At 62.0% G+C, this 23,831-nt stretch carries 28 protein-coding genes; 8 read left to right on the top strand and 20 right to left on the bottom strand.

Annotated elements, in window-relative coordinates:
* Positions 1 to 3 precede the first annotated feature (3 nt).
* From INS93_RS07740 to INS93_RS07655, 19 genes are all read right to left on the bottom strand, one after another.
* A complete protein-coding gene (locus INS93_RS07740; protein ID WP_192980911.1) occupies positions 4 to 1,548 on the bottom strand; it encodes a phage tail protein in 1,545 nt (514 codons plus the stop codon).
* Complete coding sequence (locus tag INS93_RS07735) at positions 1,545 to 2,162, bottom strand: phage tail protein I (RefSeq protein ID WP_192980910.1); 618 nt, start codon at positions 2,160 to 2,162, stop codon at positions 1,545 to 1,547. Before INS93_RS07735 ends, INS93_RS07740 begins: the two co-directional genes overlap by 4 nt.
* Positions 2,162 to 3,073 (bottom strand): baseplate J/gp47 family protein, encoded by a 912-nt coding sequence (locus INS93_RS07730; protein WP_192980909.1) that lies wholly within the window; start codon positions 3,071 to 3,073, stop codon positions 2,162 to 2,164. Before INS93_RS07730 ends, INS93_RS07735 begins: the two co-directional genes overlap by 1 nt.
* On the bottom strand, positions 3,070 to 3,423 hold the full coding sequence (locus INS93_RS07725) for a GPW/gp25 family protein (RefSeq protein ID WP_179527776.1): 354 nt from the start codon (positions 3,421 to 3,423) through the stop codon (positions 3,070 to 3,072). Before INS93_RS07725 ends, INS93_RS07730 begins: the two co-directional genes overlap by 4 nt.
* A gap of 2 nt (positions 3,424 to 3,425) precedes the next feature.
* On the bottom strand, positions 3,426 to 3,719 hold the full coding sequence (locus INS93_RS07720; protein WP_192980908.1) for a PAAR domain-containing protein: 294 nt from the start codon (positions 3,717 to 3,719) through the stop codon (positions 3,426 to 3,428).
* A complete protein-coding gene (locus INS93_RS07715) occupies positions 3,719 to 4,195 on the bottom strand; it encodes a phage baseplate assembly protein V (RefSeq protein ID WP_192981000.1) in 477 nt (158 codons plus the stop codon). Before INS93_RS07715 ends, INS93_RS07720 begins: the two co-directional genes overlap by 1 nt.
* Positions 4,196 to 4,269: 74 nt before the next feature.
* Entirely contained in the window at positions 4,270 to 4,722 is a 453-nt protein-coding gene (locus INS93_RS07710; RefSeq protein ID WP_192980907.1) for a phage virion morphogenesis protein, read from the bottom strand.
* Positions 4,719 to 5,129: a phage tail protein gene (locus tag INS93_RS07705; RefSeq protein WP_192980906.1), complete on the bottom strand. Its 411-nt coding sequence runs from the start codon at positions 5,127 to 5,129 to the stop codon at positions 4,719 to 4,721. The genes INS93_RS07710 and INS93_RS07705 overlap by 4 nt, the downstream gene beginning before the upstream one ends.
* Complete coding sequence (gene lysC, locus INS93_RS24670; protein WP_420707283.1) at positions 5,126 to 5,332, bottom strand: Rz1-like lysis system protein LysC; 207 nt, start codon at positions 5,330 to 5,332, stop codon at positions 5,126 to 5,128. Before lysC ends, INS93_RS07705 begins: the two co-directional genes overlap by 4 nt.
* Entirely contained in the window at positions 5,238 to 5,681 is a 444-nt protein-coding gene (locus tag INS93_RS25040) for a DUF2570 domain-containing protein (RefSeq protein ID WP_192980905.1), read from the bottom strand. Before INS93_RS25040 ends, lysC begins: the two co-directional genes overlap by 95 nt.
* Positions 5,678 to 5,887 carry a hypothetical protein gene (locus tag INS93_RS07695; RefSeq protein ID WP_192980904.1) on the bottom strand — a complete coding sequence of 70 codons (210 nt, stop codon included), beginning with the start codon at positions 5,885 to 5,887 and terminating at the stop codon, positions 5,678 to 5,680. The genes INS93_RS25040 and INS93_RS07695 overlap by 4 nt, the downstream gene beginning before the upstream one ends.
* On the bottom strand, positions 5,884 to 6,735 hold the full coding sequence (locus INS93_RS07690) for an N-acetylmuramidase family protein (RefSeq protein ID WP_192980903.1): 852 nt from the start codon (positions 6,733 to 6,735) through the stop codon (positions 5,884 to 5,886). The genes INS93_RS07695 and INS93_RS07690 overlap by 4 nt, the downstream gene beginning before the upstream one ends.
* Complete coding sequence (locus INS93_RS07685) at positions 6,732 to 7,046, bottom strand: phage holin, lambda family (protein ID WP_420707282.1); 315 nt, start codon at positions 7,044 to 7,046, stop codon at positions 6,732 to 6,734. The genes INS93_RS07690 and INS93_RS07685 overlap by 4 nt, the downstream gene beginning before the upstream one ends.
* Entirely contained in the window at positions 7,039 to 7,536 is a 498-nt protein-coding gene (locus INS93_RS07680; protein ID WP_192980901.1) for a hypothetical protein, read from the bottom strand. Before INS93_RS07680 ends, INS93_RS07685 begins: the two co-directional genes overlap by 8 nt.
* Entirely contained in the window at positions 7,527 to 7,736 is a 210-nt protein-coding gene (locus tag INS93_RS07675; RefSeq protein WP_179527767.1) for a tail protein X, read from the bottom strand. The genes INS93_RS07680 and INS93_RS07675 overlap by 10 nt, the downstream gene beginning before the upstream one ends.
* Positions 7,736 to 8,200 carry a head completion/stabilization protein gene (locus tag INS93_RS07670; protein WP_192980900.1) on the bottom strand — a complete coding sequence of 155 codons (465 nt, stop codon included), beginning with the start codon at positions 8,198 to 8,200 and terminating at the stop codon, positions 7,736 to 7,738. The genes INS93_RS07675 and INS93_RS07670 overlap by 1 nt, the downstream gene beginning before the upstream one ends.
* 103 nt (positions 8,201 to 8,303) lie before the next feature.
* Entirely contained in the window at positions 8,304 to 9,005 is a 702-nt protein-coding gene (gene gpM / locus INS93_RS07665; RefSeq protein ID WP_192980899.1) for a phage terminase small subunit, read from the bottom strand.
* A gap of 3 nt (positions 9,006 to 9,008) precedes the next feature.
* Positions 9,009 to 10,028, bottom strand: a complete 1,020-nt coding sequence (locus tag INS93_RS07660) for a phage major capsid protein, P2 family (RefSeq protein WP_192980898.1) — start codon at positions 10,026 to 10,028, stop codon at positions 9,009 to 9,011.
* Between the two features lie 39 nt (positions 10,029 to 10,067).
* Complete coding sequence (locus INS93_RS07655; protein ID WP_192980897.1) at positions 10,068 to 10,910, bottom strand: GPO family capsid scaffolding protein; 843 nt, start codon at positions 10,908 to 10,910, stop codon at positions 10,068 to 10,070.
* Positions 10,911 to 11,053: 143 nt separating this feature from the next.
* Between INS93_RS07655 and INS93_RS07650 the strand changes: the two genes are divergently transcribed.
* On the top strand, positions 11,054 to 12,808 hold the full coding sequence (locus INS93_RS07650) for a terminase ATPase subunit family protein (protein ID WP_192980896.1): 1,755 nt from the start codon (positions 11,054 to 11,056) through the stop codon (positions 12,806 to 12,808).
* A complete protein-coding gene (locus INS93_RS07645) occupies positions 12,808 to 13,812 on the top strand; it encodes a phage portal protein (RefSeq protein WP_192980895.1) in 1,005 nt (334 codons plus the stop codon). Before INS93_RS07650 ends, INS93_RS07645 begins: the two co-directional genes overlap by 1 nt.
* Here INS93_RS07645 and INS93_RS07640 read toward each other — a convergent pair.
* On the bottom strand, positions 13,790 to 14,488 hold the full coding sequence (locus tag INS93_RS07640) for a hypothetical protein (RefSeq protein WP_192980894.1): 699 nt from the start codon (positions 14,486 to 14,488) through the stop codon (positions 13,790 to 13,792). The genes INS93_RS07645 and INS93_RS07640 overlap by 23 nt on opposite strands.
* Before the next feature lie 862 nt (positions 14,489 to 15,350).
* Here INS93_RS07640 and tig point away from each other — a divergent pair.
* The 6 genes from tig to INS93_RS07610 all read left to right on the top strand — a co-directional run bounded on the left by tig (position 15,351) and on the right by INS93_RS07610 (position 23,782).
* On the top strand, positions 15,351 to 16,661 hold the full coding sequence (gene tig, locus INS93_RS07635; RefSeq protein WP_169968105.1) for a trigger factor: 1,311 nt from the start codon (positions 15,351 to 15,353) through the stop codon (positions 16,659 to 16,661).
* A gap of 94 nt (positions 16,662 to 16,755) precedes the next feature.
* A complete protein-coding gene (gene clpP / locus INS93_RS07630; protein ID WP_004424103.1) occupies positions 16,756 to 17,397 on the top strand; it encodes an ATP-dependent Clp endopeptidase proteolytic subunit ClpP in 642 nt (213 codons plus the stop codon).
* 107 nt (positions 17,398 to 17,504) lie between these two features.
* Entirely contained in the window at positions 17,505 to 18,785 is a 1,281-nt protein-coding gene (clpX, locus tag INS93_RS07625) for an ATP-dependent Clp protease ATP-binding subunit ClpX (RefSeq protein ID WP_160017910.1), read from the top strand.
* Positions 18,786 to 18,934: 149 nt separating this feature from the next.
* The gene (lon, locus tag INS93_RS07620) at positions 18,935 to 21,331 is read left to right on the top strand and encodes an endopeptidase La (RefSeq protein ID WP_160017911.1); all 2,397 of its coding nucleotides are present in this window, start codon (positions 18,935 to 18,937) and stop codon (positions 21,329 to 21,331) included.
* Positions 21,332 to 21,466: 135 nt separating this feature from the next.
* The gene (gene hupB, locus INS93_RS07615) at positions 21,467 to 21,739 is read left to right on the top strand and encodes a nucleoid-associated protein HU-beta (RefSeq protein ID WP_003239952.1); all 273 of its coding nucleotides are present in this window, start codon (positions 21,467 to 21,469) and stop codon (positions 21,737 to 21,739) included.
* Positions 21,740 to 21,934: 195 nt separating this feature from the next.
* The gene (locus tag INS93_RS07610) at positions 21,935 to 23,782 is read left to right on the top strand and encodes a SurA N-terminal domain-containing protein (protein ID WP_192980893.1); all 1,848 of its coding nucleotides are present in this window, start codon (positions 21,935 to 21,937) and stop codon (positions 23,780 to 23,782) included.
* Positions 23,783 to 23,831: the final 49 nt, after the last annotated feature.

Below are 23,831 nucleotides of genomic sequence, written 5' to 3'. Positions count from 1 at the left end.
GCCTCACTTGCCAAACGTAAAGAAGTCGATGGTGCCGGCCAGGTTGCTGCCGTTACCCGCCCACTGGTTGTCCAGCGCGAAGCCGTTGAGCGTCTTGTCGCGCGGCTGGGCATAGTTGGAGTTTTCGACGCGGGCGCCTGTGTAGCAAAAGGTGGCAAGCGCCGAGTAGCTCGTTGTGTAAGCGAGCGGCAGCGTCACAGATACGCTACTGCCTGCGGTGGCCTCCCCATTAATGGATACCGACCCGCGCTGCAGGATGTAACCGCCCAGCCAGCTGGGCAGTTTGAGGGCCATGTAGGTGCTGGTGACGATTAGGGCGCCGTTGAACAGCTTTTTGGGGGTGACCGCAACGTCATCCAGCGCGCCGGCGTCAACTTCTACCTGCGTAGCCACACGCAGAACGCCGCGCAGCGCTTCGTTGGCGTTGGCAGCTGCTGCGCGCAGAAGCTGCATGCCGCGCAATGGGCTGAGCCAGCGGTTGCCCTGCAGGGCGCCGGCCTCAGCTTCATCTTTTGTCGCTTCCTTGAGGTTCTCCGAGTGCCAGAGTGAGCGCCAGGATGTCCAGATGCCGCCACCCAACAGGCGAAATTTAATAGTTGCAACGCTCGCATCACCTGCCGAGGCATAGGGCATTGCCAGGTGGAGCCTGTTGGTGGAGTGCTTTGCGACCATGTTCCAGTAGTAGTTGACGACACCATTGCCAGTTGCCGGTGCTACTTGTCCATCGGGGTGGTTGGCATTTCTCGCACCGGCTGCGGCCCCCAGCAAACTGGGGTGCCAGCCAGGCTCCAAGATGGCATCGAAGTCGGTTGCGGCATCTGTCGCCACGGATACGGGCAAGGCGATGCCGCCATCGCTGTCGCCGATTGCCCTGCGCACGAACTCAGTCGTTGCCACCTTCGTGGTTTTGTCGGTAGCCGCCGGCGTAGGTGCTGTCGGTGTCCCGGTGAAGCCGGGGGAGGCGAGTGGTGCGCGAGTCGTATCAGTTGGGTGGCGATGATCAGACCTTGCCGCCTTGGCAGCTGCGCCTGGCGATGCAGCGCCCGCCATGACTGGGTTGGTGTCTCCCAGCAGTGCAGTGACGGTGGTGACTACGTATTCACGGGTGGCCAGCACCACAGACGGGTCGATCTTGAGTTGTACGGCGGCGGTGCTGGAGACGATGAGCACCATGCGCAGCACCTGGGTGCGGCCGGAACCTTCGGCCATTTCCGGCTTGTAACTGGGCGGGCAGTTGGCCACGGCAATCAGGTCGCCGGCGGCGTCCTTCAGGCCCATTTCGCGCAGCCAGTAGCCGCCTTCGGTTTCGGGGATAACAAGCTCGGCAATGATCTGGCTGGCGTTGGCCGGGTCAATCTTGAGCTCATTGATGGGGGCCTCGTAAACCTGGCGTACAAGGGCCGTCTGCAGGCGGTTGGGCACGGGCAGATTGCCGTTGCCGTCGCCTGCGGCCATCACGCTGAGTTGCAGCGGTACGCCCAGGGCGGCGGCGTTGGCGAGCTTGGCCTCGCCGACGGCGGTGAGAATGGCGAAATAGGTCTGGCTCATGGGTAGACGCTCATGGTGTCGATGGTGTGGGCGGCGCCGCTTAGCAGCACGGCGGGGCTGCTGACTTCAATGGGGCCGGGGGCGTAGGGGTAGACGGTGAGGGTTTCGCCATCGATGGCGGCGGCGCCGATGTAGGTGCGCCCGCGTGTTTCCAGGCCGATGGCGAGGCCGATCAGGTGGCGGCTCAGGGGCTTGGCGTCGTCGATCAGGAATGACAGTTCCTGGTACATGGCTTCGTCGATGCCGGTGTCCAGTACGCCGATCAGCAGGCGGAAGGTGCCGGGCACGCCGGCCGGCACTTCCTCCCACCATTCGCGGACCTCGATCAGGTAGCCAAGCGGCTCGACCACACGGCGCAGGGCACCGATGGTGCCTTTGCGCGAGTGGATGAAGTAGGCGCTGCGGATGGCGGCGCGCTTGGCGCTCTCGGGCCAGGCCGGCGACCAGCGATCAACTGAGAACGCCCAGGCCAGGTACGGCAGCAGCTCGACGGGGCAGGTGTCCGGGTTCCAGAGGTCGCGCAGCGGAATCGGCACGCGCTCGATCTGCGCCAGGGCTTCGGCGGCTTGGCGCTCCAGCTCGTGGGCGTTGCCGGGCAGCAGGCGGGCGGCCATTACTCGGCCACCGTGACGTTGAAGGCGGTGCAGTAGGGCGCCTGGGTGAGGGTGGCGACCACGTCTACCCAATCGAGTAGATCCACACGCTTGACGCCTTCGATGTGCAGGGCAGCGTCCAGCGCGGAGCGGTTCACTTCCATACCCAGGCGGCGACGGCGGTTGACCAGGGCGAGGCCACGGGCCAACGCGGCGGCGCGGATCGGCTCGGCCTCGGGGCCGGCGCTGGTGAGGTGCAGCACAGCGTTGACCTGGTAGGCCAGCACCTCGGCGCTCTGCACGGTGAGCCGGTCGGCAACTGGGCGGCGGTCTTCGTCGGACAAGTAGGCGTCGACGATGGCCAGCACTTCGGCTGAGGTGGTGCCGTTGCCCAAGTTGCTTTGCACGGTGACCAGGACCTCGGCCGGCGCCGGGCTGATGGCGGTGGCGTCGGCTACGTGGCCGTCCGCGCTGCGGGCGTGGAAGATGTAGGCGTTACGCGGGCCGGCGGTGCTCAGGCCTTCCATCGCCATCTGGATGCGCTCGCGCATGCTCTCGTAATCCTCGAGAACGGCAGGCACTGGTGGCACGGCGGATGGATCAGCCGGGACGATGACCAGGCGCTCGACGTTGAAGCGCGCGCCGATCTGTTCCAGGTCGGCACCCTTGGCGAACGGAAGCAGCACGGCGAGTGCGGCCTCGTTGACGCGCTGGCGTAGGAGGGTTTCGCGGTAAGCGTTTTCCTGCAGCAGCTTGGTGAGCGGCTCGGATTCCAGGGCCAGGGTGGCGGCGACTTCGGCTTGCTTGTCGGCTGGCCAGAGGCTGATGGCGTAGGCCTTGCGCTCGGCGAGGATGGCCTCGAAGTCGATGGGCTCGACGACATTCGGCGCCGGCAGTTGGCTGAGGTCGATGGGGGTAAAGGTGATTGTCATGCGGCAGCCCCCAGGTTGATAGGCACGCGCAGGCTCAAGGGCTCGTTGGTGTCGGTGACGGTGCCTTCTACGTCCAGGAACGCTTGGCCGGCCACGGTGCTGGGGGTGAGCAGCACGCGGCTGAGGCGGATGCGCGGCTCCCAGCGCATGAGCGCGGTGGCGACGGCGGCATAGGCCTGCAGGCGGGTGGCGGCGTTGAGCGGCCAGTCGACGAGGTTGGCCAGGTGGCAGCCGTACTCGCGGCGCATAACGCGGCTACCCACCGGGGTGGTGGTGATGTCTTCGATGGACTGGGCCAGGTGCTGCTGGCTGGTAATGGTGCGGCCGGTGCGGGCGTTCATGCCGATCATGCTCAGCCCCCTGCGAATACGTTGGGCGAGCCGGCGGCGACGTTGCTGCCACAGGCGACGGGGTCGCCGATGCGGCCAATCGGCTTGCTGTTGACGAATACGGTGCCGCTGCCTGCGGCGAGCACGCTGGCGTGCGTCTCGGGAATGGTTGGGCAGGTGTGCGCGGCCCAAGCGTCGCCCTGGCGGTGCACGGCGATGCCGTTGACGAATACGTCGGGGCTCGCGCCGGTGCTGGGGCGCGGCGGCCAGCAGCCGTGGCCGGTGCAGTTGTCGCCCTTGCGGGTTACGGCCGGCATCAGTTGAGGTCCACGCGGGCGCCGGTGATGGCGACGTTGCCAGCGGCGGCGATCTGGATATCGCCGCCGCTGTTGAGGGTGATGTTGCCGGCGGCGATCAGCTCGGCGCTGCCGGGCAGGGTGGCGCGCAGGTGGTGGGCAAGGCTGTCGTACTCGATCACGGCGCCGTCGCGGTAGGTGCGGCGGTGCAGGCCTTCACGGTCGCCGTTGGCCGGGTGCTGGTCGCTGCTGAGGCCGGTGAGGGCGACGCCCTGGGCGAGGTTGCCGGAGGGGCTGAAGAGGATGACTTGCTCGCCGACTGTGGGCGGGTCCCACTCGCGGTCTTCGCCAGCGCGCAGGTTGAGCCAGGGGCGCCAGGCGGTGGTGATGTTGCCGGTTTTTACGCGCACGCGGGGCGGATCGACCTGGACGGCTTCGACGGTGCCGAAGCGGATCAGGTTTTCGATGAGGCGGGCGAGTTCGGCGAGGTTGTTCATGCCGGTGATGTTGCGGCTCACGCGCGCGGGGCGCACGCGCTGGCCCCTGTAGCGGGGCGCGTTACAGGGCGCGGTTAGCGGGTGAGGTGGTCGAGCAACTGGTCGCGGATCATTTCGATGGCGGCGTTGTTGAAGCCGAGCAGCTCGCGTTTGGCGTATTGCACTTCGGCTTGGCCACGGGCTGGGCGGTCGCGTAGGCCGCGCTGGTGAACCTTGGCTATACGGGCAATGCGACCAGTGAAGGCGATGCCGATGGAATCGGCAGTGCTCTGCAGGCGCAGGTGTTTGGCCTGGCGCAGGCGGGTGAACATCTGGCGCTTGATGCGGCCCTGCTTGCTGCGCAATGCCTTGGCCTTGCGCGGGGCGTAGGGGGTGCCGTCCGAGTTGCGCTGGGTGGCGATGCGCTGCTGTTGGTTGCGGCGCAGGTCGCGGCCGATGCGGGTGGTGAGCTTGCGCCGCTCGGCGGGGCTGAGCTTGGCCAGCAGGGCGCCGGCCCAGTCTTCCAGGGCTGCGAGGTTGTCGGTCATAGCCCGAAGTCCTGCTCGGGCGGGTGGGTGATTTCGAGGCTTTCGTCCGGCAGGCGTTTGACGATGACGCGCTCGGTGAGCGGCAGGGTGATGGACAGGTCGACCTTGTCGTTGCCGAGGATGTCGGCCTCGAAGCCGATGGCGTCTTTGCCCTTTTCGATGTTTGTGAGCAGGTCGGGCTGGTTGCGGCGCAGCCAGTCCAGCAGGGGGATGGCGATGTTGTCGGGGTGGCCGGCGTAGTCGGTGATCATGATGTTGAGGGTGAACAGCCATTCAAACGAAAGCCCCGGCGCTGCTGTTGAGCGGATGTTGCCCTCGTCGATGAAGACGAGCAGCCGCTCGGGGTTCTGCGCGAGGGTTGTGTCTGCGGCGAGCAAGTGGTCGCGCAGGCTGTTGGGTTTGTTCACGGATCGGCCCTCGGCTGTTGTTGCTGGTGTTCGTAAACCGCGTCGACCTGTGCGGCGCATTCGGCCCAGGCAGCGGCCAGGTAGTCGTTGTCGTCGCTCAGGCCTTCGTTATTCTGCGGCGCCGCTGGCAGCAGGCTGCAGCGCGTTACGACGGGACAGCCAAGCACGGTAAGCGTCTGCTCCGGTGAGGGCGGGGCGCTCATGCAGCCGGCGAGCAGCATCAGGCAGAGGCTGCCGCCCCCAATCACTAAAACGCGGGTCATTGCGGCTTATCTCCTGTTTCTGGATCTGGCTGGCGGCGTGCTGTTGGCGCACGTCGGCCTGTGCCGTTTGCATGCCCTGCTGGGCGACGCGCCAGGCGGCCAGCTCGCCGCCGAGGCGGACGATGCTGGCAGCCTGGCGGGCGCTGCGCTGCTTGAGTTGGTCGATGAGCTGGGCGTCACGCTCGGCGCGTGCCGATGCGGCCTGGCTCTGCTGGTAGGTGCCCCACAGCAGCAAGCCAATGGCGCCGAGCAGGGCCGCGCCATAGAGGGCCTGGCGCAGGGTGGTCATTTGCGGTACCAGCCGGCGGCGTTCATGGCGGCTTCGTCGAGTGCCTGCAGGTCGCCCAGGACGAACATCAGGCGCTTGCCCGGATGCAGCTCGCGGACCGTCTTCGAAAACTGCTGGATGTGCTCTTCCAGCGTATCCGCTGGCAGGCAGATGACGTCGCCGTCGTGGAGCTCCAGCTTGCGGAGCTGGTCATGCAGGCCTGTCACGCCGCCACCTTCTGCCCACAGCCGCAGTCAGCGTGCCGCTGGTAGGCGCGTTCGAGCTTCACGTCGTACAAATTGCGGGCATAGGCCGGGCCGTTGTAGCCCTCGGCGAATGCCGCCCACTTTTTGGCCTTGAGGGCCTTGAGCAACGCCGGGTCTTTCTCGATGAAACGCACGAAGGCTTCGAACTGCTGGTTTTCATCCTGGTGCATCAGGAGCACGAACTCGGCGACGCTGGCATAGCCGAGGCGCGGCGCGTGGTAGCCCATGACCTGGAACGCGCCCCAGCTGGCGGACTCGTCGGCGCAGAGAGCGTCGAGCATGCGGGCCTGGGCGATGCGCTGGTGTTCGGCAGTGCCGCCGGCGTAGCCGCCCGGTTTGCGGCTGACCAGGTTGGGGTAGGTGAGGGCCAGTTGATCGGCATGGGCGACCAGGGCGGCAGCGTCGTCGCCTTTGTTGCGCACCAGGGACAGGCGGGCGTGCATGACGTGGCGCTCAAACAGGGCCTTGGGCTTGCCGTTGGCCAGGAAGCCAGCGCCGACGCTCTCGACTTCGTTGACGGCGTAGACGGTGGCCAGCTCCAAGCCCAGGCGCGCGGCTGCGGCCACCAAGGTGGCGTTGCTGAGTAGCTTGCTGCAATCGGCGCCGGCCAGGGCGGCGAGGGTCTTCTCGCCGGCGCGGCCGTCGACTACCAGGCCTTTCTTGAGCTGGTAGGCGCGGACTGCTTTTTCGGTTTCGTCGCCGAAGTCGCCGTCGACGAACAGGTCGGCACCGTTGGCGTTGAGGGCCTTTTGCAGGGCAATGACGGCCTGGCCTTTGGAGCCATGTTCGAGGATGGTGGGCTTGTTCATAGGGTGTCTACCTTGCGGGCTGCGAGTCGGTTGAGGCCGGCGCGCACGCCGTCGGCGCCGATGAGGCCGACCATGCCGCCGAAGAAGGGCGCAACTTCAACGGGCATGCCGAACAGCGGCAGGCCGTTGCTGAGTGCCAGGGTGATCAGGCCGCAGATGAAGCCCTCACCCAGGGCGCGGCGGATGCTGCCGCCGTTGTAGATGAGGCGAGCGGCGGCCAGGGTGGCGGACAGGATCGCGGCATACACCAGCGGGTGGTGATGCTCCAGCCAGGCGAGCACCATGGCCCAGGTTTCAGGACGATCAGGCATGTTTGGCATCCGGGTGGCCCTCGGCTAGCGAGTGGGCAAGCTGCACGAACGGCAGCCGGTTGATGCGATGCACGGTTTCACCGAGCAGCACGGGGCTGTAGCGCTGGCCGATGCCGGTAAAGCCCAGGGCGACGGCGCAGAACTCGCTACAGAACATGCGGCGTTCGCTGTGCAGGCCGCTGCCCAGGAGCTGGCTCAGGAAGATGCCGGCCCAGTCGTAGCCTTTGCCCTGGTGGCGCTCGAACACTTCGTCGATCCAGCTGGCGTTGGCCCAGGGCACCTGGATCAGCTCCCAGTGTTCGGGGTTGGGGTCGATGTATTTGGCGCGAACGCCGCCGTCCATGGCCGAGGCAGATAGCCAGCGACCATCAGGCATGACCAGTTCGCAGTGGCTGTAGATGGAGCCCGTCCAGGCGCGGATAAGTGCGTTGAACAGTTGGCCCTTGCCCTTGTACAGGGCGAGGGTGACGACGCCGGGTTTCAGTTCCATAGGTTCACCACTTGCGGTTGTTCGGCTTGCGGGGCGGCGTCCGGCAGGGTCACGGCGGTGCCATGGGGGATGATCGGGCCGAGGTCGGCCAGGCCTGGGTTGGCGTCGAGCACAGCCTCGGTAACGCCGGCAGTGCGGCCGTAGTAGTCCCAGCAGATGCTGTCGACGGTGTCGCCCTGGGCGGCGATGACGGTGGGCATCAGAGAACCTCCACGGTGCTCTGGCTCTCGCCGAGGATGTTGCGCAGCGCCCAGCGGGCGTCGCGCCGGAGCTGGTCGGGGCTGGTTTCTTCCTCGGTGACTTTCTGCGCGCCGCTGTTGGTGGCGTCGTAGTTGCGATAGCGCTCGATCAGCTCGGCCAGGGCGCGGCAGTAGACGATGCGGCGATAGAGGTGCAGCAGCTGGCTTTCGCCCTTGATCTTCTCGGCCGGTACGGCGCCCAGGGTGGCGTGGCCTTCTGCCTGGCGGGCGGTGCGGTAGTCGGCCAGCTCGCGGTTGGCCTCGATCATGGCGTTGACGGTGGCGACTTCTAGGCGGTCGTCGGTGACGCTGGAGTCGATACGCATGGCGGCGCGCAGCTTCTGGCCGTCGATCTCGGGCCAGAAGTCGGCGTTGCTGATGGGGTACGGGGCGTTTGGGGTGCCGCCCGCTACGAACGCGCTCATGCGGTGCCTCGGAATTAGTCGGCGGTGGTCGGGGCGTCACAGCTAGGCGAAGGAGAGTTACCTGCTGATCGGCCCCGAGCCGCCGGGTGCGTGGGACGCTCGGTTAGCCGTTGGTGTCGGCGTGTTTTTTGAGGAGGCGGTCGACGCGCTCCAGATCCTTTTTGGCGCCGCAGGCGCTGTACAGGCTGATGGCCTTGGTCAGGTATTCCTTGGCGTTGACGAGGTTGCCCAGGTCTTCGCCGCTGGCATCGTCCTTGACCTTGAGCGCGTACAGGCGACCAATGGCCAGCATGAGCTTGGCGCGGGCGGCGTCTGGCATGTCGTGGCTCGCGGTGAGCTCGTTGGCCTGCAGGGTGACTTCGAGGTCGAAGTCGCTGCCGGCCTTGAGGGCGCGGAGGGCCGCCTCGGCGATCTCTTCGGCGACCACGCAGCCGGTGGTGCGGTTGAAGCGCTCGGGCATTTTCAGATCGTGCTGGAGCACGTAGGCCGCAGCCTGCAGGCCGCCGGCGAAGTCGCCCGCGTCGAAGCGCCAGAGCATGACGGTGACGAACACGTCGTCTTGCGCGCCCTTGCCGCCGGCCAGTACGCCGGCAACGTAGTCGGCGTATTCGGGCAGCAGCTCAGCCTTGAGCAGGGCTTTGTTCTGGTTGGACTGCACCTGTTTCAGGCGCAGTTGATCCTGTTGGAGCTTGGCGAGCATGAGCTCGTAGGTGGTGAGCCCGTCCATGAGCGCCGGTGGTGCGGTGCGTGCCGATTCCGCTTCGGCACGCTTGCGCAGCTGGGTGCGTTGGGCAAGGGATGCCATGGCTTAGACCTTCTCGATGTTCTCGACCAGGGCGATGGCGCCGAAGTCTTCGATGACATAGGCCTCGTTAGAGGACTGGTAGTCGGCGACCTGGTCGAAGTCCGGCTCGTCGCGGATGTGGCGACGACGCTTGCCGCTCTGGACGTAGATCGACAGGTTGCTGAGCGGGGTGATGAGTACGCCGCCGTCGATGAAGAAGGGGGCGTCGTGCTCGATGGGCAGGCCGCCCAGGCGACCCTTGGTGACCACTTCGTCGGCTGCGTTTTCTTCGACGTTGGACTCGGCACCTTTCTCGACTGCCTTGAGCTGCTTTTCGTGCAGCAGTTGCGGGTCAACGATGACCACCAGGTCTTTGCGCTTGCGGTGCCACGGGGCCAGCAGCTGGATGGCATCGAACACCAGGCCGTCGAGGGTTTTGTAATCGCCAGTCGCGCCTACGGTGACCTTGCCGGCGACTGCCTCGCCTTCGCTGATAACCTGGTCCGGCGCGCCTACGCGGACTTTCTGCAGCCAGCCGATGTTGACGTCTTCCAACATCGGGTTGGCGGCGAGGTCGGTGTCATCCTGGGCGCTGGTACCGTTGAAGCCGATCATGATGCGGTCCAGGCCCTGCTGTACGGCGATGGAGCCGGACAGCATGGTCTGGAACTCGGGGAACTTGGCCCAGGCGTCGAGCTTTGCGTAGGGGAAGGCGGTGTCGAAGTTGGTTTTCTTGCAGGCGTAGGTGTCTTTGCTCAGGGCGCTGACATCGCGCGGCTTGCGCTTTTTGCCGGTAGCCGCGTCGGTCTTGGTGCGGCTGGCGGTCGGGCCGTTGACGCCGAGCAGGATGGCTTCGCCTTCGGGCTCGTCGACCGGGATGATGTTGATCTTGGTCAGGAAGCTATTCGATTCCTGGATCGCTTTTTCCAGCCTCTGCGCCGGGGTCGGGGCGACGTTAAAGGTCACCGCGGCCGATTCGACCTCGTTGATTTTCGCCTGGTTGGCCATGTAGCCGTTGAAGGCGATGCGGGTGTGCTTCTGCATGGTGTTACTCCGAACTGGTGGCGTGGTAGCGGCTTGGGGTCAGAACTCGGCGACGACTTGGCCGTTGCCGCCGGGGTTGGCCGGCCGCAGGGGCTGCTGGCTGTGGTCTTCGGTTTCGCCGAGGCGCTTGACCAGGTCGGCGAACTCGGTGGCCAGCTTGTCGTGGGCTGCCTGGAGCTTGATGTGGGCGGTCTGGACGCTGGCGAAGGCGTCGGCCTGCTTGGCGCCGTGCTCGGCCAAGCTTTCGATCATTTCGCCCAGTTCGGCGAAGTGAGCAGCGTCCTTGCCTTCCTTGTCCTTGCTCAGTTTCAGCAGCTCGCCGAGGCGGGTTTTAAGGCCGGCGAACATGCTGGGGGTGTCGTCGACTTCCTCGAAATCAAGCGCCGTTTCTTCGGCGGCGGTGAATAGGTTGTCTTTGTCTTGCTTGCGGTTGGCCAGGGTGCCGTTCTTGGCGCTGAACTGGAGCATTTCAGTGCCGAGGCTGGCCGGGCTGTCGGTGATGGCCAGGCCGACCAGGTAGGCCTTGCCGGTGTCGGCGAACTTGGGGTTGACCTCAATGGAGGTGTAAACCTTCTGCCCCTTCTTGTTCAGCTCGATGAGGGTGTCGGTGGGCACCATCTGGGCGAACAGGGCCAGTTTCTTCTTGCCGTCGATGTCGACCTCTTCGGCCTTGAGGGCGACAACGTCGCCGTATGCGCCGAAGTCGCTACCCGGCCAGACGCCGCGCAGGTGCTCACAGTTCAGGCGAGCGCCGTAGGTGTTGGGGCTGTACTGCTGGGCCATCTCCTGAATCCATCGGCGCTCGATGTTGCGGCCATCGGTGGTGGCGCCTTCGACGGCAATGCGGGTCCATTTGGAGACGGTTTTCTTGGTGGCGGCCATGCGGGGTGATCCTCGGTGCGGGTTTCGCGTTGAGGGCATGGTCGGCAGGCTGGGCAGAGGCGGCAACGCGCTGAGCCTGTAGCGGGGCGCGGTACAGGGCGCGGCGGTAGGGGCTCGCGCGCGCGAACGGCAGCATCGGCGCCATGAATGCCATCGTCGATTTGCCCACCGATCACCGCCGCCACGCCAAGCACTTGTACTGGCAGGGCTATCGCGTGTGCGAAATCGCCGAGTTGATCGGCGAGAAAGAAAAAACGCTGCACAGCTGGAAGGCCCGCGACGAGTGGGACCGCGCCACGCCGCTGGAGCGTATCCAGGCCGCGACCGAGGCGCGGCTTGTTCAGCTGATTCTGAAAGACCCGAAGTCGGGCGCCGATTACAAAGAGATTGACCTACTTCACCGCCAGCTGGAGCGGCAGGCGCGGATTGATCGCTTCCAGAAGGGCGGCACCGAGGCCGAGCTAAACCCGGAGCTGGACAAGCGCAATGCCGGGCCGAAGCGTAAGCCCAAGCGCAACGACATTACCGAGGAACAGACCGAGAAGCTGGTCGAAGCCTTCCTCGAAGGGTGCTTCGACTATCAGCTCGACTGGCACCGGGCGGGCGAACAGCGCACGCGCGTCATCCTGAAAAGCCGGCAGATCGGCGCCACGTTCTACTTTGCCCGCGAGGCGCTGATCGATGCGCTGATCACTGGGCGAAACCAGATTTTCCTGTCTGCGTCGAAGGCGCAGGCGCATATCTTCAAGGCGTATATCCAGGCCTTCGCGCGGGATGTGGTCGGGGTGGACCTGGCCGGCGACCCAATCATCTTGCCGAACGGCGCCGAGCTGCACTTCCTGGGTACCAATGCGCGCACCGCGCAGGGCTATCACGGCAACTTCTACTTCGACGAGTTCTTCTGGACCTACAAATTCCAGGAGCTGAACAAGGTCGCCAGCGGCATGGCGATGCAGAAGCGCTACCGCCGGACGTACTTCTCGACGCCGAGCAGCATGGCGCATGAGGCGTACACGTTCTGGACGGGCGAGCGGTTCAACAAGGGCAAGCCGTCTGCTGAGCATATCAACCTGGATGTAAGCCACGCCGAGCTGCAGCAGGGCCGGCTGTGCGAGGACTCGATCTGGCGCCAGATCGTGACGATTCTGGACGCGGCCGACCGGGGCTGCGACCTGTTCGATATCGACGAGCTGCGGCGCGAGTACGACGCGGCGGCGTTCCAGAATCTGTTGATGTGCCAGTTCGTCGACGACGGGGCATCGATCTTCCCGCTGAGCATGCTGCAGAGCGGCATGGTGGATAGCTGGGTTGATTGGGATGACTTCAAACCGCTGGAAATGCGCCCGTTTGGCTCGCGCCAAGTCTGGGTTGGCTATGACCCTGCGGAGAGCGGCGACTCGGCCGGCCTGGTGGTGGTGGCGCCGCCGGCGGTACCGGGCGGGAAGTTCCGCATTCTGGAGCGCCACCAGTTCAAGGGCATGGACTTCGACAGCCAGGCCAGGACGATTCAGAAGGTAACCCAGCGCTATTGGGTCACCTATATCGGCATCGATACCACCGGCATCGGCAGCGCCGTGGCGCAGCTGGTGCGCCAGTTCTTCCCAGGCCTGACGACGTTCAGTTACAGCCCCGAGGTGAAAACGCGCCTGGTGATGAAGGCGTGGGATGTGGTCAGCAAGGGCCGCCTTGAGTTCGACGCCGGCTGGACGGACATGGCGCAGTCGCTGATGGCGATTCGCAAGACGGTCACGCCGGGCGGTCGGCAGTTCACCTACACCGCCGGCCGCAACGACAACACGGGCCACGCCGACCTGGCGTGGGCGCTGTTCCACGCTTTGCACAACGAGCCCCTGGAAGGCCAGACGGCCGCCAATACGGGCATGATGGAGTTCTATTGATGAGCAATGAGACTATCACTGAGCAGCCGGCCGCCAGCGTGCCCGGCGGCATGGCCTTTACCTTCGGTGAGCCTACGGCGGTGCTCGATGGGCGTGACTTTCTGGATTACCTGGAGTGCTACGCCAATGGGCGCTGGTACGAGCCCCCCGTCTCGCTGGACAACCTGGCGAAGGCCTCGAAAGCGGGCGTCTATCTGCCGTCTGCCCTGGTGTTCAAGCGCAACGCGCTGTCGCGCACCTTCATTCCGCACAAGCTGTTGAGCCGGGCTGCCTTCGAGCAGATCGTCACGGACTGGGGGTGGTCGGGCAACCTGTATCTCGAGAAGCGCAACAATATGCTCCGGCAGGCCCTGGGGCTGTTGCCGTGCCTGGCCAAGTACATGCGGCGCGGGGTGGATCTCGATACGTACTACCAGGTGCGCGGCTGGAAAGACGAACACGAGTTCAAGCGCGGTAGCGTTTGCCATCTGCGCGAGGCCGATATCAATCAGGAGATTTACGGGCTGCCGGAGTGGCTGCCAGGCCTGCAGAGCGCGCTGTTGAATGAGGCGGCCACGCTGTTCAGGCGTAAGTACTTCGCCAACGGTAGCCATGCCGGCTTCATCCTGTACATGACCGACGCAGCCTTCGACGAGAATTACGTCAAGGACCTGCGCAAGGCGATGCGCGACAGCAAGGGGCCGGGCAACTTCCGTAACCTGTTCATGTACGCGCCGAACGGCAAGAAGGACGGCATTCAGCTCATTCCAATATCAGAGGTCGCTGCCAAGGATGACTTTGGCGCCATCAAGAACATCAGCCGCGATGACCAGCTCGCCATGCTGCGCATTCCGCCGCAGCTGATGGGCGTGGTACCTCAGAACGCCGGCGGCTTCGGCTCGATCCGTGAGGCCGCGCAGGTGTGGGCTGTCAACGAGCTGGAGCCGGTGCAAGCCCGGCTCATGCAGATCAACGATTGGCTGGGGGAGGAAGTGGTGAGTTTCAGTCCCTACGATGTCCAGTAGCTTTGACGCGTTCTTCGAGAATCAGCACAACCCCTGGGTAGTGACGGTTCCTGAAATCGAAGCTGTTGTCAGCAATCGACGGGAAGATATACGCAAAAAATGGGGGTTTACCTCCTTTGCGGGTGATATCCCCCATCTCTTTAAGCCACTCATTGAGCTGTTTCATCAACAGCTCTTGGCAGTTTTCGCCCTCGATATCTCCACGAGCCAGTGAAGGTGCAACGAATGTTGCTGCGAAGCGACGATGAGAGTGGCTGCATATCAGGCTATTACTGTCTTCCCAAGCGGCCTTCATCCCCTTTTCGACGTACCTCAAACGGTTTGCTCTAGGGCCAATCCGTTGCCATGCGTGCTTCGCTTCGAAAGTCATCGAGGTGCCTTTCGGGCTCATTACAAACAGATCTACTCGGCCAAGCCGCGTGTCGCCATGTTCGACGCCATCCGCTGGCGCATTTTGCCGTTTCACGCTGCTGTACTCCTCCAAAGCGCTCCAGCCACTCGACCAAGCAGCACCTGCAAGGGTGCTGAGCGAAGCGCGCTCGTTGTACCACCAAGGATTGTCTAGGTTTTCGTGCTGAGTGCAGTAGCGCTCGACCATTTCTACCCATGATTTGAGTAGTGCACGGACTTCACGTTCGGACGACGGACATTTGACTGCAGAAAGGGTGGTTCCCATAGGACTTCCTTGTTGGCTGGATGGCCTATTGATACCACCGCGAACACCCAAATTCTAGGTCGGCGCGCGCCCTCGTCCCCACGCCACGCCCCCGGTCTAAATAGGGTGCTTTTTCTTCACACCTGCGGACTACTCAATGCGGCCCAGGCAGTGCCCTACATGCAGCGTACAGGCGGCGGAAATACCCTGCGAATCCCTGCAGCAAGCGCCTCATGCTGGGGCGGTGAGATCGCTTCCTGTCTAGGTCTGCTGATGAGATATCTGGAATGGGTAATTTTCCTAATTGGATGATCTGGCAGCTCTACAGGCCCTGGATTTACTGGGCTTGCCTGATTACCTTGGCTGGTAATTCTGGGTAAGGGTGAAGGTAATATTTATGCAAGTAACTGATTTTAAACGATTTTAGTTTTCGCTCCTCTGGCCGGTCGTCTGGGTAATCTCCTAACCTTCTGATTACTGATTTATTACCTTTACTGGCTACAGGTAAGCCTTTGAAAATAAAGGGCTTCAGAGGCTTGAAGCTCTCACGATTACCAAAATTACCTTTTTGCTTTGCCTCAAAATAAATCCGTGTAGAATGCCGCCGCCTGCGGTGCTGAGCACCCTTGCTCGTTCTTACTGGGAACAAGCTGGGAACAGATTTACGCTCACGCACACGCGCCCACTCACACAAATCAAGGCCTCCAGGCCTGGCAGTCGGGGTGTGGTGAGTTCGAGTCTCTCCGTCCGCACCATCTTTATATAGCCCCTCCCGACTGCCGCCTGCTTCTAGGGTGACTTCTGCACATTGACCCTCTAGAATGCTTGGCCTTGATTCGGGGCCGGTTCGAGCCGGCTTATGTCTGTGCAACGAGGAATATCCATGCAAGTTTCTGTTGAAAGCACTTCTGCTCTTGAGCGCCGCATGACTGTCGGCGTACCCGTCGAGCGCATCGAGACCGAAGTCAACAAGCGTCTGCAGCAGACTGCCCGTCGTGCCAAGGTTCCTGGCTTCCGTCCTGGCAAGGTGCCGATGAGCGTGATCCGTCAGCGCTACGAAGATACCGCTCGTCAGGAAGCACTGGGCGATCTGATCCAGGCTACCTTCTATGAAGCCGTGGTCGAGCAGAAGCTGAACCCGGCCGGTGCTCCGGCTGTAGAGCCCAAGTCCTTCGAGAAGGGCAAGGATCTGGAATACGTCGCTACCTTCGAAGTATTCCCCGAGTTTCAGGTTTCCGGTTTCGAGTCCATCGCCATCGAGCGCCTGGAAGCCGATGTGGCTGACAGCGACGTCGACAACATGCTCGACATCCTGCGCAAGCAGAACACTCGTTTCGAAGCTGTTGAGCGCGCTGCCGAGAATGGCGACCAGCTGAACATCGATTTCGTCGGCAAGATCGACGGCGAAGCCTTCGCTGGCGGTAGCGCCAAGGGCACCCAGCTGGTGCTGGGCTCCGGCCGCATGATCCCGGGCTTCGAAGATGCCCTGGTTGGTGCCAAGGCCGGTGAAGAGCGCGTGATCAATCCGACCTTCCCCGAGGATTACCAGAACCTCGATCTGGCCGGCAAGACCGCCGAGTTCACCGTTACCGTGAACAGCGTTTCCGCCCCGCAACTGCCTGAGCTGAATGACGAGTTCTTCGCCCTGTTCGGTATCAAGGAAGGTGGTCTGGAAGGTTTCCGCGCCGAAGTTCGCAAGAACATGGAGCGCGAACTGCGTCAGGCCATCAAGTCCAAGGTCAAGAACCAGGTAATGGACGGTCTGTTGGCTGCCAACCCGGTCGAAGTGCCGAAGGCGCTGATCGGCAACGAAGTGAACCGTCTGCGCGTGCAGGCCGTTCAGCAGTTTGGTGGCAACATCAAGCCAGACCAGCTGCCGGCCGAGCTGTTCGAAGAGCAAGCCAAGCGCCGTGTGGTGCTGGGCCTGATCGTTGCCGAAGTGGTCAAGCAGTTCGATCTCAAGCCTGACGAAGCCCGCGTACGTGAGCTGATCGAAGAGATGGCCTCGGCTTACCAGGAGCCTGAGCAGGTCGTTGCCTGGTACTACAAGAACGACCAGCAGATGAACGAAGTGCGTTCGGTTGTACTGGAAGAGCAAGTTGTAGATACTGTTCTGCAGAAGGCCAACGTGACCGATAAAGCGGTTTCCTACGAAGACGCAGTCAAGCCGGCGGAAGCTCCTAAAGCCGACTGATCTGGTAACCTCGTTCGAGTACACCACCATAAGCCAGCCTCCGTGCTGGCTTATGTGTATTTGAGACATGACTATTAGGGAGTGAGCGCAAGACATGTCCCGCAATCCTTTTATGCAAAACATGCCTGAAATCCAGGCCGCTGGCGGCCTGGTGCCGATGGTCATCGAGCAATCCGCTCGTGGCGAGCGTGCCTATGACATCTATTCGCGTCTGCTCAAGGAGCGCGTGATCTTTCTGGTTGGCCCGGTCGAGGACTACATGGCCAACCTGATCTGCGCCCAGCTGCTGTTTCTGGAAGCAGAGAATCCGGACAAGGACATTCACCTGTACATCAACTCGCCGGGTGGCTCGGTGACTGCCGGCATGGCGATCTACGACACCATGCAGTTCATCAAGGCGGATGTGTCCACCACCTGCATCGGTCAGGCCTGCAGCATGGGTGCTTTCCTGCTGGCAGGCGGCGCCAAGGGCAAGCGTTTCTGCCTGCCGAACTCGCGTGTGATGATTCACCAGCCGCTGGGCGGCTTCCAGGGGCAGGCCTCGGACATCGAGATCCACGCCAAGGAAATCCTCTTTATCCGTGAGCGCTTGAACGAGCTGCTGGCTCAGCACACCGGTCAGAGCCTGGAAACCATCGAGCGTGATACCAACCGCGACAACTTCATGAGCGCTTCGCGCGCCGTGGAATATGGTCTCGTCGATGCCGTGCACGAAAAGCGTCAAATGCCGGTCTAGATAAGGCGCTAGTTGCGGGCATCCTTCACTGACGCGAGCTGCGCCCTTGAAAATGCCCGCATTTGCCTTCATCTTGTGTTTCAAGCCTACCGTATTGGATTGATCGAATGACTGATACCCGTAACGGTGAGGACAACGGCAAACTGCTTTATTGCTCCTTCTGCGGCAAAAGCCAGCATGAAGTGCGCAAGTTGATCGCCGGTCCTTCCGTCTTCATCTGCGACGAATGCGTCGACCTGTGCAATGACATCATCCGCGAGGAGGTGCAGGAAGCACAGGCTGAGAGCAGCGCGCACAAACTTCCGGCACCCAAGGAAATCAGCGGCATCCTCGATCAGTACGTGATCGGTCAGGAGCGCGCGAAGAAAGTGCTGTCGGTAGCTGTATACAACCACTACAAGCGTCTTAATCAGCGTGACAAGAAAGATGATGTCGAGCTGGGCAAGAGCAACATTCTACTGATCGGTCCGACCGGTTCGGGTAAGACGCTGCTGGCCGAAACGCTTGCACGCCTGCTCAACGTACCGTTCACCATCGCTGACGCCACCACCCTGACCGAAGCTGGTTATGTTGGTGAGGACGTCGAGAACATCATTCAGAAGCTGCTGCAGAAGTGCGATTACGATGTCGAGAAGGCCCAGATGGGCATCGTCTACATCGACGAAATCGACAAGATTTCGCGCAAGTCCGACAACCCGTCGATCACTCGTGATGTGTCGGGCGAGGGCGTGCAGCAGGCGCTGCTCAAGCTGATCGAGGGCACCGTTGCTTCGGTTCCGCCGCAAGGCGGGCGCAAGCATCCGCAGCAGGAATTTCTGCAGGTTGATACGCGTAACATCCTGTTCATCTGTGGCGGTGCGTTCGCCGGCCTGGAGAAAGTCATTCAGGCTCGCTCCACCCGAGGCGGTATCGGTTTCGGTGCAGAAGTGCGCAGCAAGCAGGAAGGCAAGAAAATCGGCGAATCTCTGCGTGAGGTCGAGCCGGACGATCTGGTCAAATTCGGTCTGATTCCCGAGTTCGTCGGCCGTCTGCCGGTGATCGCGACACTGGAGGAGCTGGACGAGGTTGCTCTGGTGCAGATTCTCACCGAGCCGAAGAACGCGCTGACCAAGCAATATGCCAAGCTGTTCGAGATGGAAGGCGTGGACCTGGAATTCCGTTCCGATGCGCTGAAATCCGTAGCGCAGAAGGCGCTGGAGCGCAAGACCGGTGCTCGTGGCCTGCGTTCGATTCTCGAGGGTATTCTGCTCGACACCATGTACGAGATCCCGTCCCAGCAGGACGTGAGCAAGGTGGTGATCGATGAGAGCGTCATCGAGGGTTCGTCAAAGCCACTGCTGATCTACGAGAACAGCGAACCGCCGGCGAAGGCCGCGCCAGACGCCTGACAGCTGTTACACGATGCAAAGAAGGGGCCCCTCGGGCCCCTTCGCTTTTGTGGACATTGCGCTTGTTTTTTACGGGAGCTACCCCCATCTTAAAAGCCAAGGGTAATCCCGCCTGTTTACGGCCTCATGGCCGCCGCTGAGCCGAAATCATGAAGACAACCATCGAATTGCCTCTCCTGCCATTGCGCGATGTAGTGGTCTATCCGCACATGGTCATCCCGCTTTTCGTCGGGCGTGAGAAATCCATCGAGGCCCTCGAGGCCGCGATGACGGGCGACAAGCAGATCCTGCTGGTGGCCCAGAAGAACCCGGCCGTCGATGATCCGGATGATCAGGATCTGTATCGCGTTGGCACCGTTGCCACCGTCCTGCAGTTGCTCAAGCTGCCCGACGGCACCGTCAAGGTGCTGGTCGAAGGTGAGCAGCGCGGCTCGATCGAGCGTTTCATCGAGCTCGACGATCATTGCCGTGCCGAAGTGCAGCTGATCGAGGAGGGCGAAACGGCCGAGCGCGAATCGGAAGTCTTCACCCGCAGCTTGCTCAGCCAGTTCGAACAGTACGTGCAGCTGGGCAAGAAGGTCCCGGCCGAAGTCCTGTCTTCGCTAAACAGCATCGATGAGCCCAGCCGCCTGGTCGACACCATGGCCGCTCATATGGCGCTGAAGATCGAGCAGAAGCAGGAAATCCTCGAAATCACCTCGCTGTCCGCTCGGGTCGAACACGTACTGGCCCTGCTGGATGCCGAGATCGACCTGCTGCAGGTCGAGAAACGTATTCGTGGTCGCGTGAAGAAGCAAATGGAGCGCAGCCAGCGTGAGTACTACCTGAATGAGCAGATGAAGGCCATTCAGAAAGAGCTGGGCGATATCGATGAAGGCCATAGTGAGCTCGACGAACTGCGCAAACGCATCGATAACGCGGGTCTGACCAAGGAAGCCTTGACCAAGGCCAATGCCGAGCTGAACAAGCTCAAGCAGATGTCGCCGATGTCCGCTGAAGCCACGGTGGTTCGCTCCTACATCGATTGGCTGGTGAATGTGCCGTGGAAGGCCGAGAGCAAGGTTCGTCTGGATCTGGCGCGTGCCGAGACCATTCTCGATGCTGATCACTACGGTCTGGAGGAGGTCAAGGAACGCATCCTCGAGTATCTCGCCGTGCAGAAGCGGGTGAAGAAACTCAAGGGGCCGGTGCTGTGCCTGGTCGGCCCGCCTGGCGTGGGCAAGACCTCGCTGGCCGAGTCCATCGCCACTGCCACCAATCGCAAGTTCGTGCGCATGGCGCTCGGTGGCGTGCGTGACGAGGCCGAGATTCGTGGTCACCGCCGCACCTATATCGGCTCGATGCCGGGTCGTCTGATTCAGAAGATGACCAAGGTCGGCGTGCGCAACCCGCTGTTCCTGCTCGACGAGATCGACAAGATGGGTCAGGACATGCGCGGTGATCCTGCCTCGGCGCTGCTCGAAGTGCTCGACCCTGAGCAGAACCACAATTTCAACGATCACTATCTGGAGGTCGACTATGACCTGTCGGATGTGATGTTCCTCTGCACCGCCAACTCGATGAACATCCCCGGCCCGCTGCTGGATCGGATGGAGGTCATTCGCCTGCCGGGTTACACCGAGGACGAGAAGGTCAACATCGCCATCAAGTACCTGGCGCCCAAGCAGATACAGGCCAATGGTCTGAAGAAGGGTGAACTGGAACTGGATGAGTCGGCGATTCGCGACATCATTCGTTACTACACGCGTGAAGCTGGCGTGCGCAGTCTGGAACGGCAAATCGCCAAGGTCTGCCGCAAAGTGGTCAAGGAACATGTGCGCGAGAAGCGTTTCCAGGTCACCGTCAGTGCCGATTCCCTGGAGCACTTCCTGGGGGTGCGCAAGCATCGCTATGGTCTCGCCGAACAGCAGGATCAGATCGGTCAGGTGACCGGTCTGGCCTGGACACAGGTAGGCGGTGAGCTGCTCACCATCGAGACGGCTGTGGTGCCTGGCAAGGGCAATCTGATCAAGACCGGTTCGCTGGGTGATGTCATGGCAGAGTCCATGACGGCGGCCATGACGGTGGTTCGCAGTCGCGCGAAAAGCCTGGGGATCCCGGCTGATTTCAACGAGAAGCGCGACGTTCACATCCATATGCCGGAAGGTGCCACGCCCAAGGACGGCCCGAGCGCGGGCATTGGGTTGTGCACGGCGCTGGTATCGGCATTGACCCAGATTCCTGTGCGGGCGGACGTGGCCATGACCGGAGAAATCACCCTGCGTGGCCAGGTACTGGCCATTGGTGGTCTCAAGGAAAAACTTCTGGCAGCTCATCGGGGTGGGATCAAGACGGTGATCATTCCCGAGGAAAATGTGCGTGATCTGAAGGAAATTCCGGAAAATATTAAGCAAGACCTGCAGATTAAACCGGTTAAATGGATTGACGAGGTCCTGCAAATTGCGCTGCAATACGCCCCGGAGCCCTTGCCCGATGCGGCTCCGGAGATGGTTGCAACGGATGACAAGCGCGAGTCTGATTCCAAGGAGCGAATTAGCACGCATTAGCCGGAGGGCTTCCTTGACACAATTTTTGAGCCCTTGTTATAAAGCGGCTTTTATTGTGTCGGCAGGCCATCCAGCACCCGCTTTGCTTACACTAAAAATCAAGAAACAAACTCAACAGAAATAAGGGGACTTAGAGTGAACAAGTCGGAACTGATCGATGCCATCGCTGCATCTGCTGATATCCCGAAAGCTGTTGCTGGCCGCGCGCTGGATGCAGTGATTGAATCCGTCACTGGCGCTCTGAAGGCTGGTGACTCCGTTGTGCTGGTTGGCTTCGGCACCTTCGCTGTCAAAGAGCGTGCTGCTCGCACTGGTCGCAACCCGCAGACCGGCAAGCCGATCAGCATCGCTGCTGCCAAGATCCCAGGCTTCAAGGCTGGCAAGGCTCTGAAAGACGCCGTCAACTAAGCGTCTTCTGGGTTTGCCTCGCCGTCCAGGCTCAGCCTGGCGGCTGTCAAGGGGCAGCGCAGGTAGTCCTAGACTCTTCTGCTCTGATCGCTTGACGCGTTACGAGAAGGCGCATCCAAGGATGCGCCTTTCTTCTATCTGGACATTACCCACACTGCGCGGCTGGTGACTCTGTACAGTCGTTCTGGGGGAAGCATGCTGCAAAACATCAGGGACAATTCACGCGGTTGGATTGCCAAAATCATCATCGGCCTCATTGTGATGCTGATGGCGTTTACCGGTTTCGAAGCCATCGTCACAGGGACCAGCAATCGCAACAATGCGGCCGACGTGAACGGTGACACCATTACCCTCAACGAGCTCAATCAGGCCGTTGAAATGCAGCGTCGTCAACTGCTGCAGCAACTGGGCCGCGATTTTGATGCCTCGTTGCTCGATGACAACCTGCTGCGTGAGGCTTCGCTCAAGGGCTTGATCGAGCGCAAGCTGCTGCTGCAAGCAGCCGATGACGCTCATTTCGCCTTCTCGCAGGGATCGCTGGACCAGGTGATTCTGCAAACTCCCGAATTTCAGGTAGATGGCCGCTTCGATGCTGCGCGCTTCGATCAGGTCATTCGCCAGATGGGTTACACCCGTCTGCAGTTCCGCCAGATGCTGGAAGAGGAAATGCTGATCGGGCAACTGCGTGCCGGTCTCGGTGCCAGTAGCTTCGTCACCGAGCAGGAGGCGCGTGCCTTCGCCAATCTCGAGCGCCAGACCCGCGACTTCGCCAGCCTCACCATCAAGGCCGATAGTGCAGCGATCGAGTTGAGCGATAGCGACGTCAACGCCTATTACGACGAGCACGCCAGCGAGTTCATGAGCCCTGAGCAGGTTGTGCTGGAGTACGTCGAGCTGCAGAAGGACAGCTTTTTCGATCAGGTCGAAGTCAGCGATGACGACCTGCAGCCGCTGTATGAGAGCGAGATCGCCAACCTGGCTGAGCAGCGTCAGGCTGCGCACATCCTTATCGAGGGCGATGACCAGGCCGCGCGTACCAAGATCGAAGAGATCAAGGCGCGTGTGGACGCTGGCGAAGACTTTGCTGCCCTGGCCAAGGAGTTCTCGCAGGACCCGGGTTCGGCTGCTGATGGTGGTGATCTGGGTTACGCCGGCCCTGGCGTTTACGATCCGGCCTTCGAGGAGGCGCTCTATGCCCTGCAGCAGGGGCAGGTTTCCGAACCGGTACAGAGCGAATTCGGCTGGCATCTGATCAAGCTGCTGGGTGTCCAGGCTCCAGAAGTGCCAAGCTTCGACAGTCTCAAGGACAAGCTGGCGCGTGACTTCAAGGCGCAGCAGGTCGAGCAGCGCTTCGTCGAGGTGACCAAGCAGCTGGAGGACGCTGCATTCGAAGCATCGGATCTGGCTCAGCCGGCCCAGGAGCTGGGGCTTGAGGTCAAGACCAGCGAAGCCTTCGGTCGTGAAGGTGGTGCGACTGGCATTACTGCCAACCGTCAGGTGCTGCAGGCTGCATTCAGTCCTGAAGTTCTGGAAGATGGCACTAACAGCTCGACCATCGAGCTGGACCCGAGCACCGTTGTCGTCGTGCGCGTCAAGGAACACAAAAAGCCCGAGCAGCTGCCCCTGGAGCAGGTCGCTGAAAGCATTCGTGCCCATTTGCAGCAGGAGCGTGCCAGTGCCGCGGCCAAGGCCGAGGGTGAGAAGCTACTGGCTGCTGCCCAGACTGGTGAGCAGGTTGCTGCTGATTGGCAGGTCCAGGAGGCGGCCACTCGCAGCCAGGATGGCGTCGAGCCTAAAGTGCTTCAGACGTTGTTCCGCATGCCCAAGCCAGCCAAGGCGGGTGAGCCGACCTTCGCCGGTGTGACGTTGAGCAATGGCGACTACGTCGTGCTGCGCCTCGATGGTGTGAATGTGCCGGAAGAAGCGCTGGCTGACGAAGAAATCGCCATGTACCGCAACTTCCTGGCGTCGCGAGCTGGTCAGCAGGACTTCGCCGCACTGCGCAAGCAGCTGGAAGCCCAGGCTGATGTCGAGCGCTTCTAAGTAAAGTCGCTCAGGTGCCTCCGGCGAGGCGCTTGAGCAGACAATAAAA

This window comes from Pseudomonas sp. EggHat1 (assembly GCF_014892995.1).
Classification (GTDB): Bacteria; Pseudomonadota; Gammaproteobacteria; order Pseudomonadales; family Pseudomonadaceae; genus Aquipseudomonas; species Aquipseudomonas chaetocerotis.
This window is presented reverse-complemented; position numbering and strand designations above follow the sequence as displayed.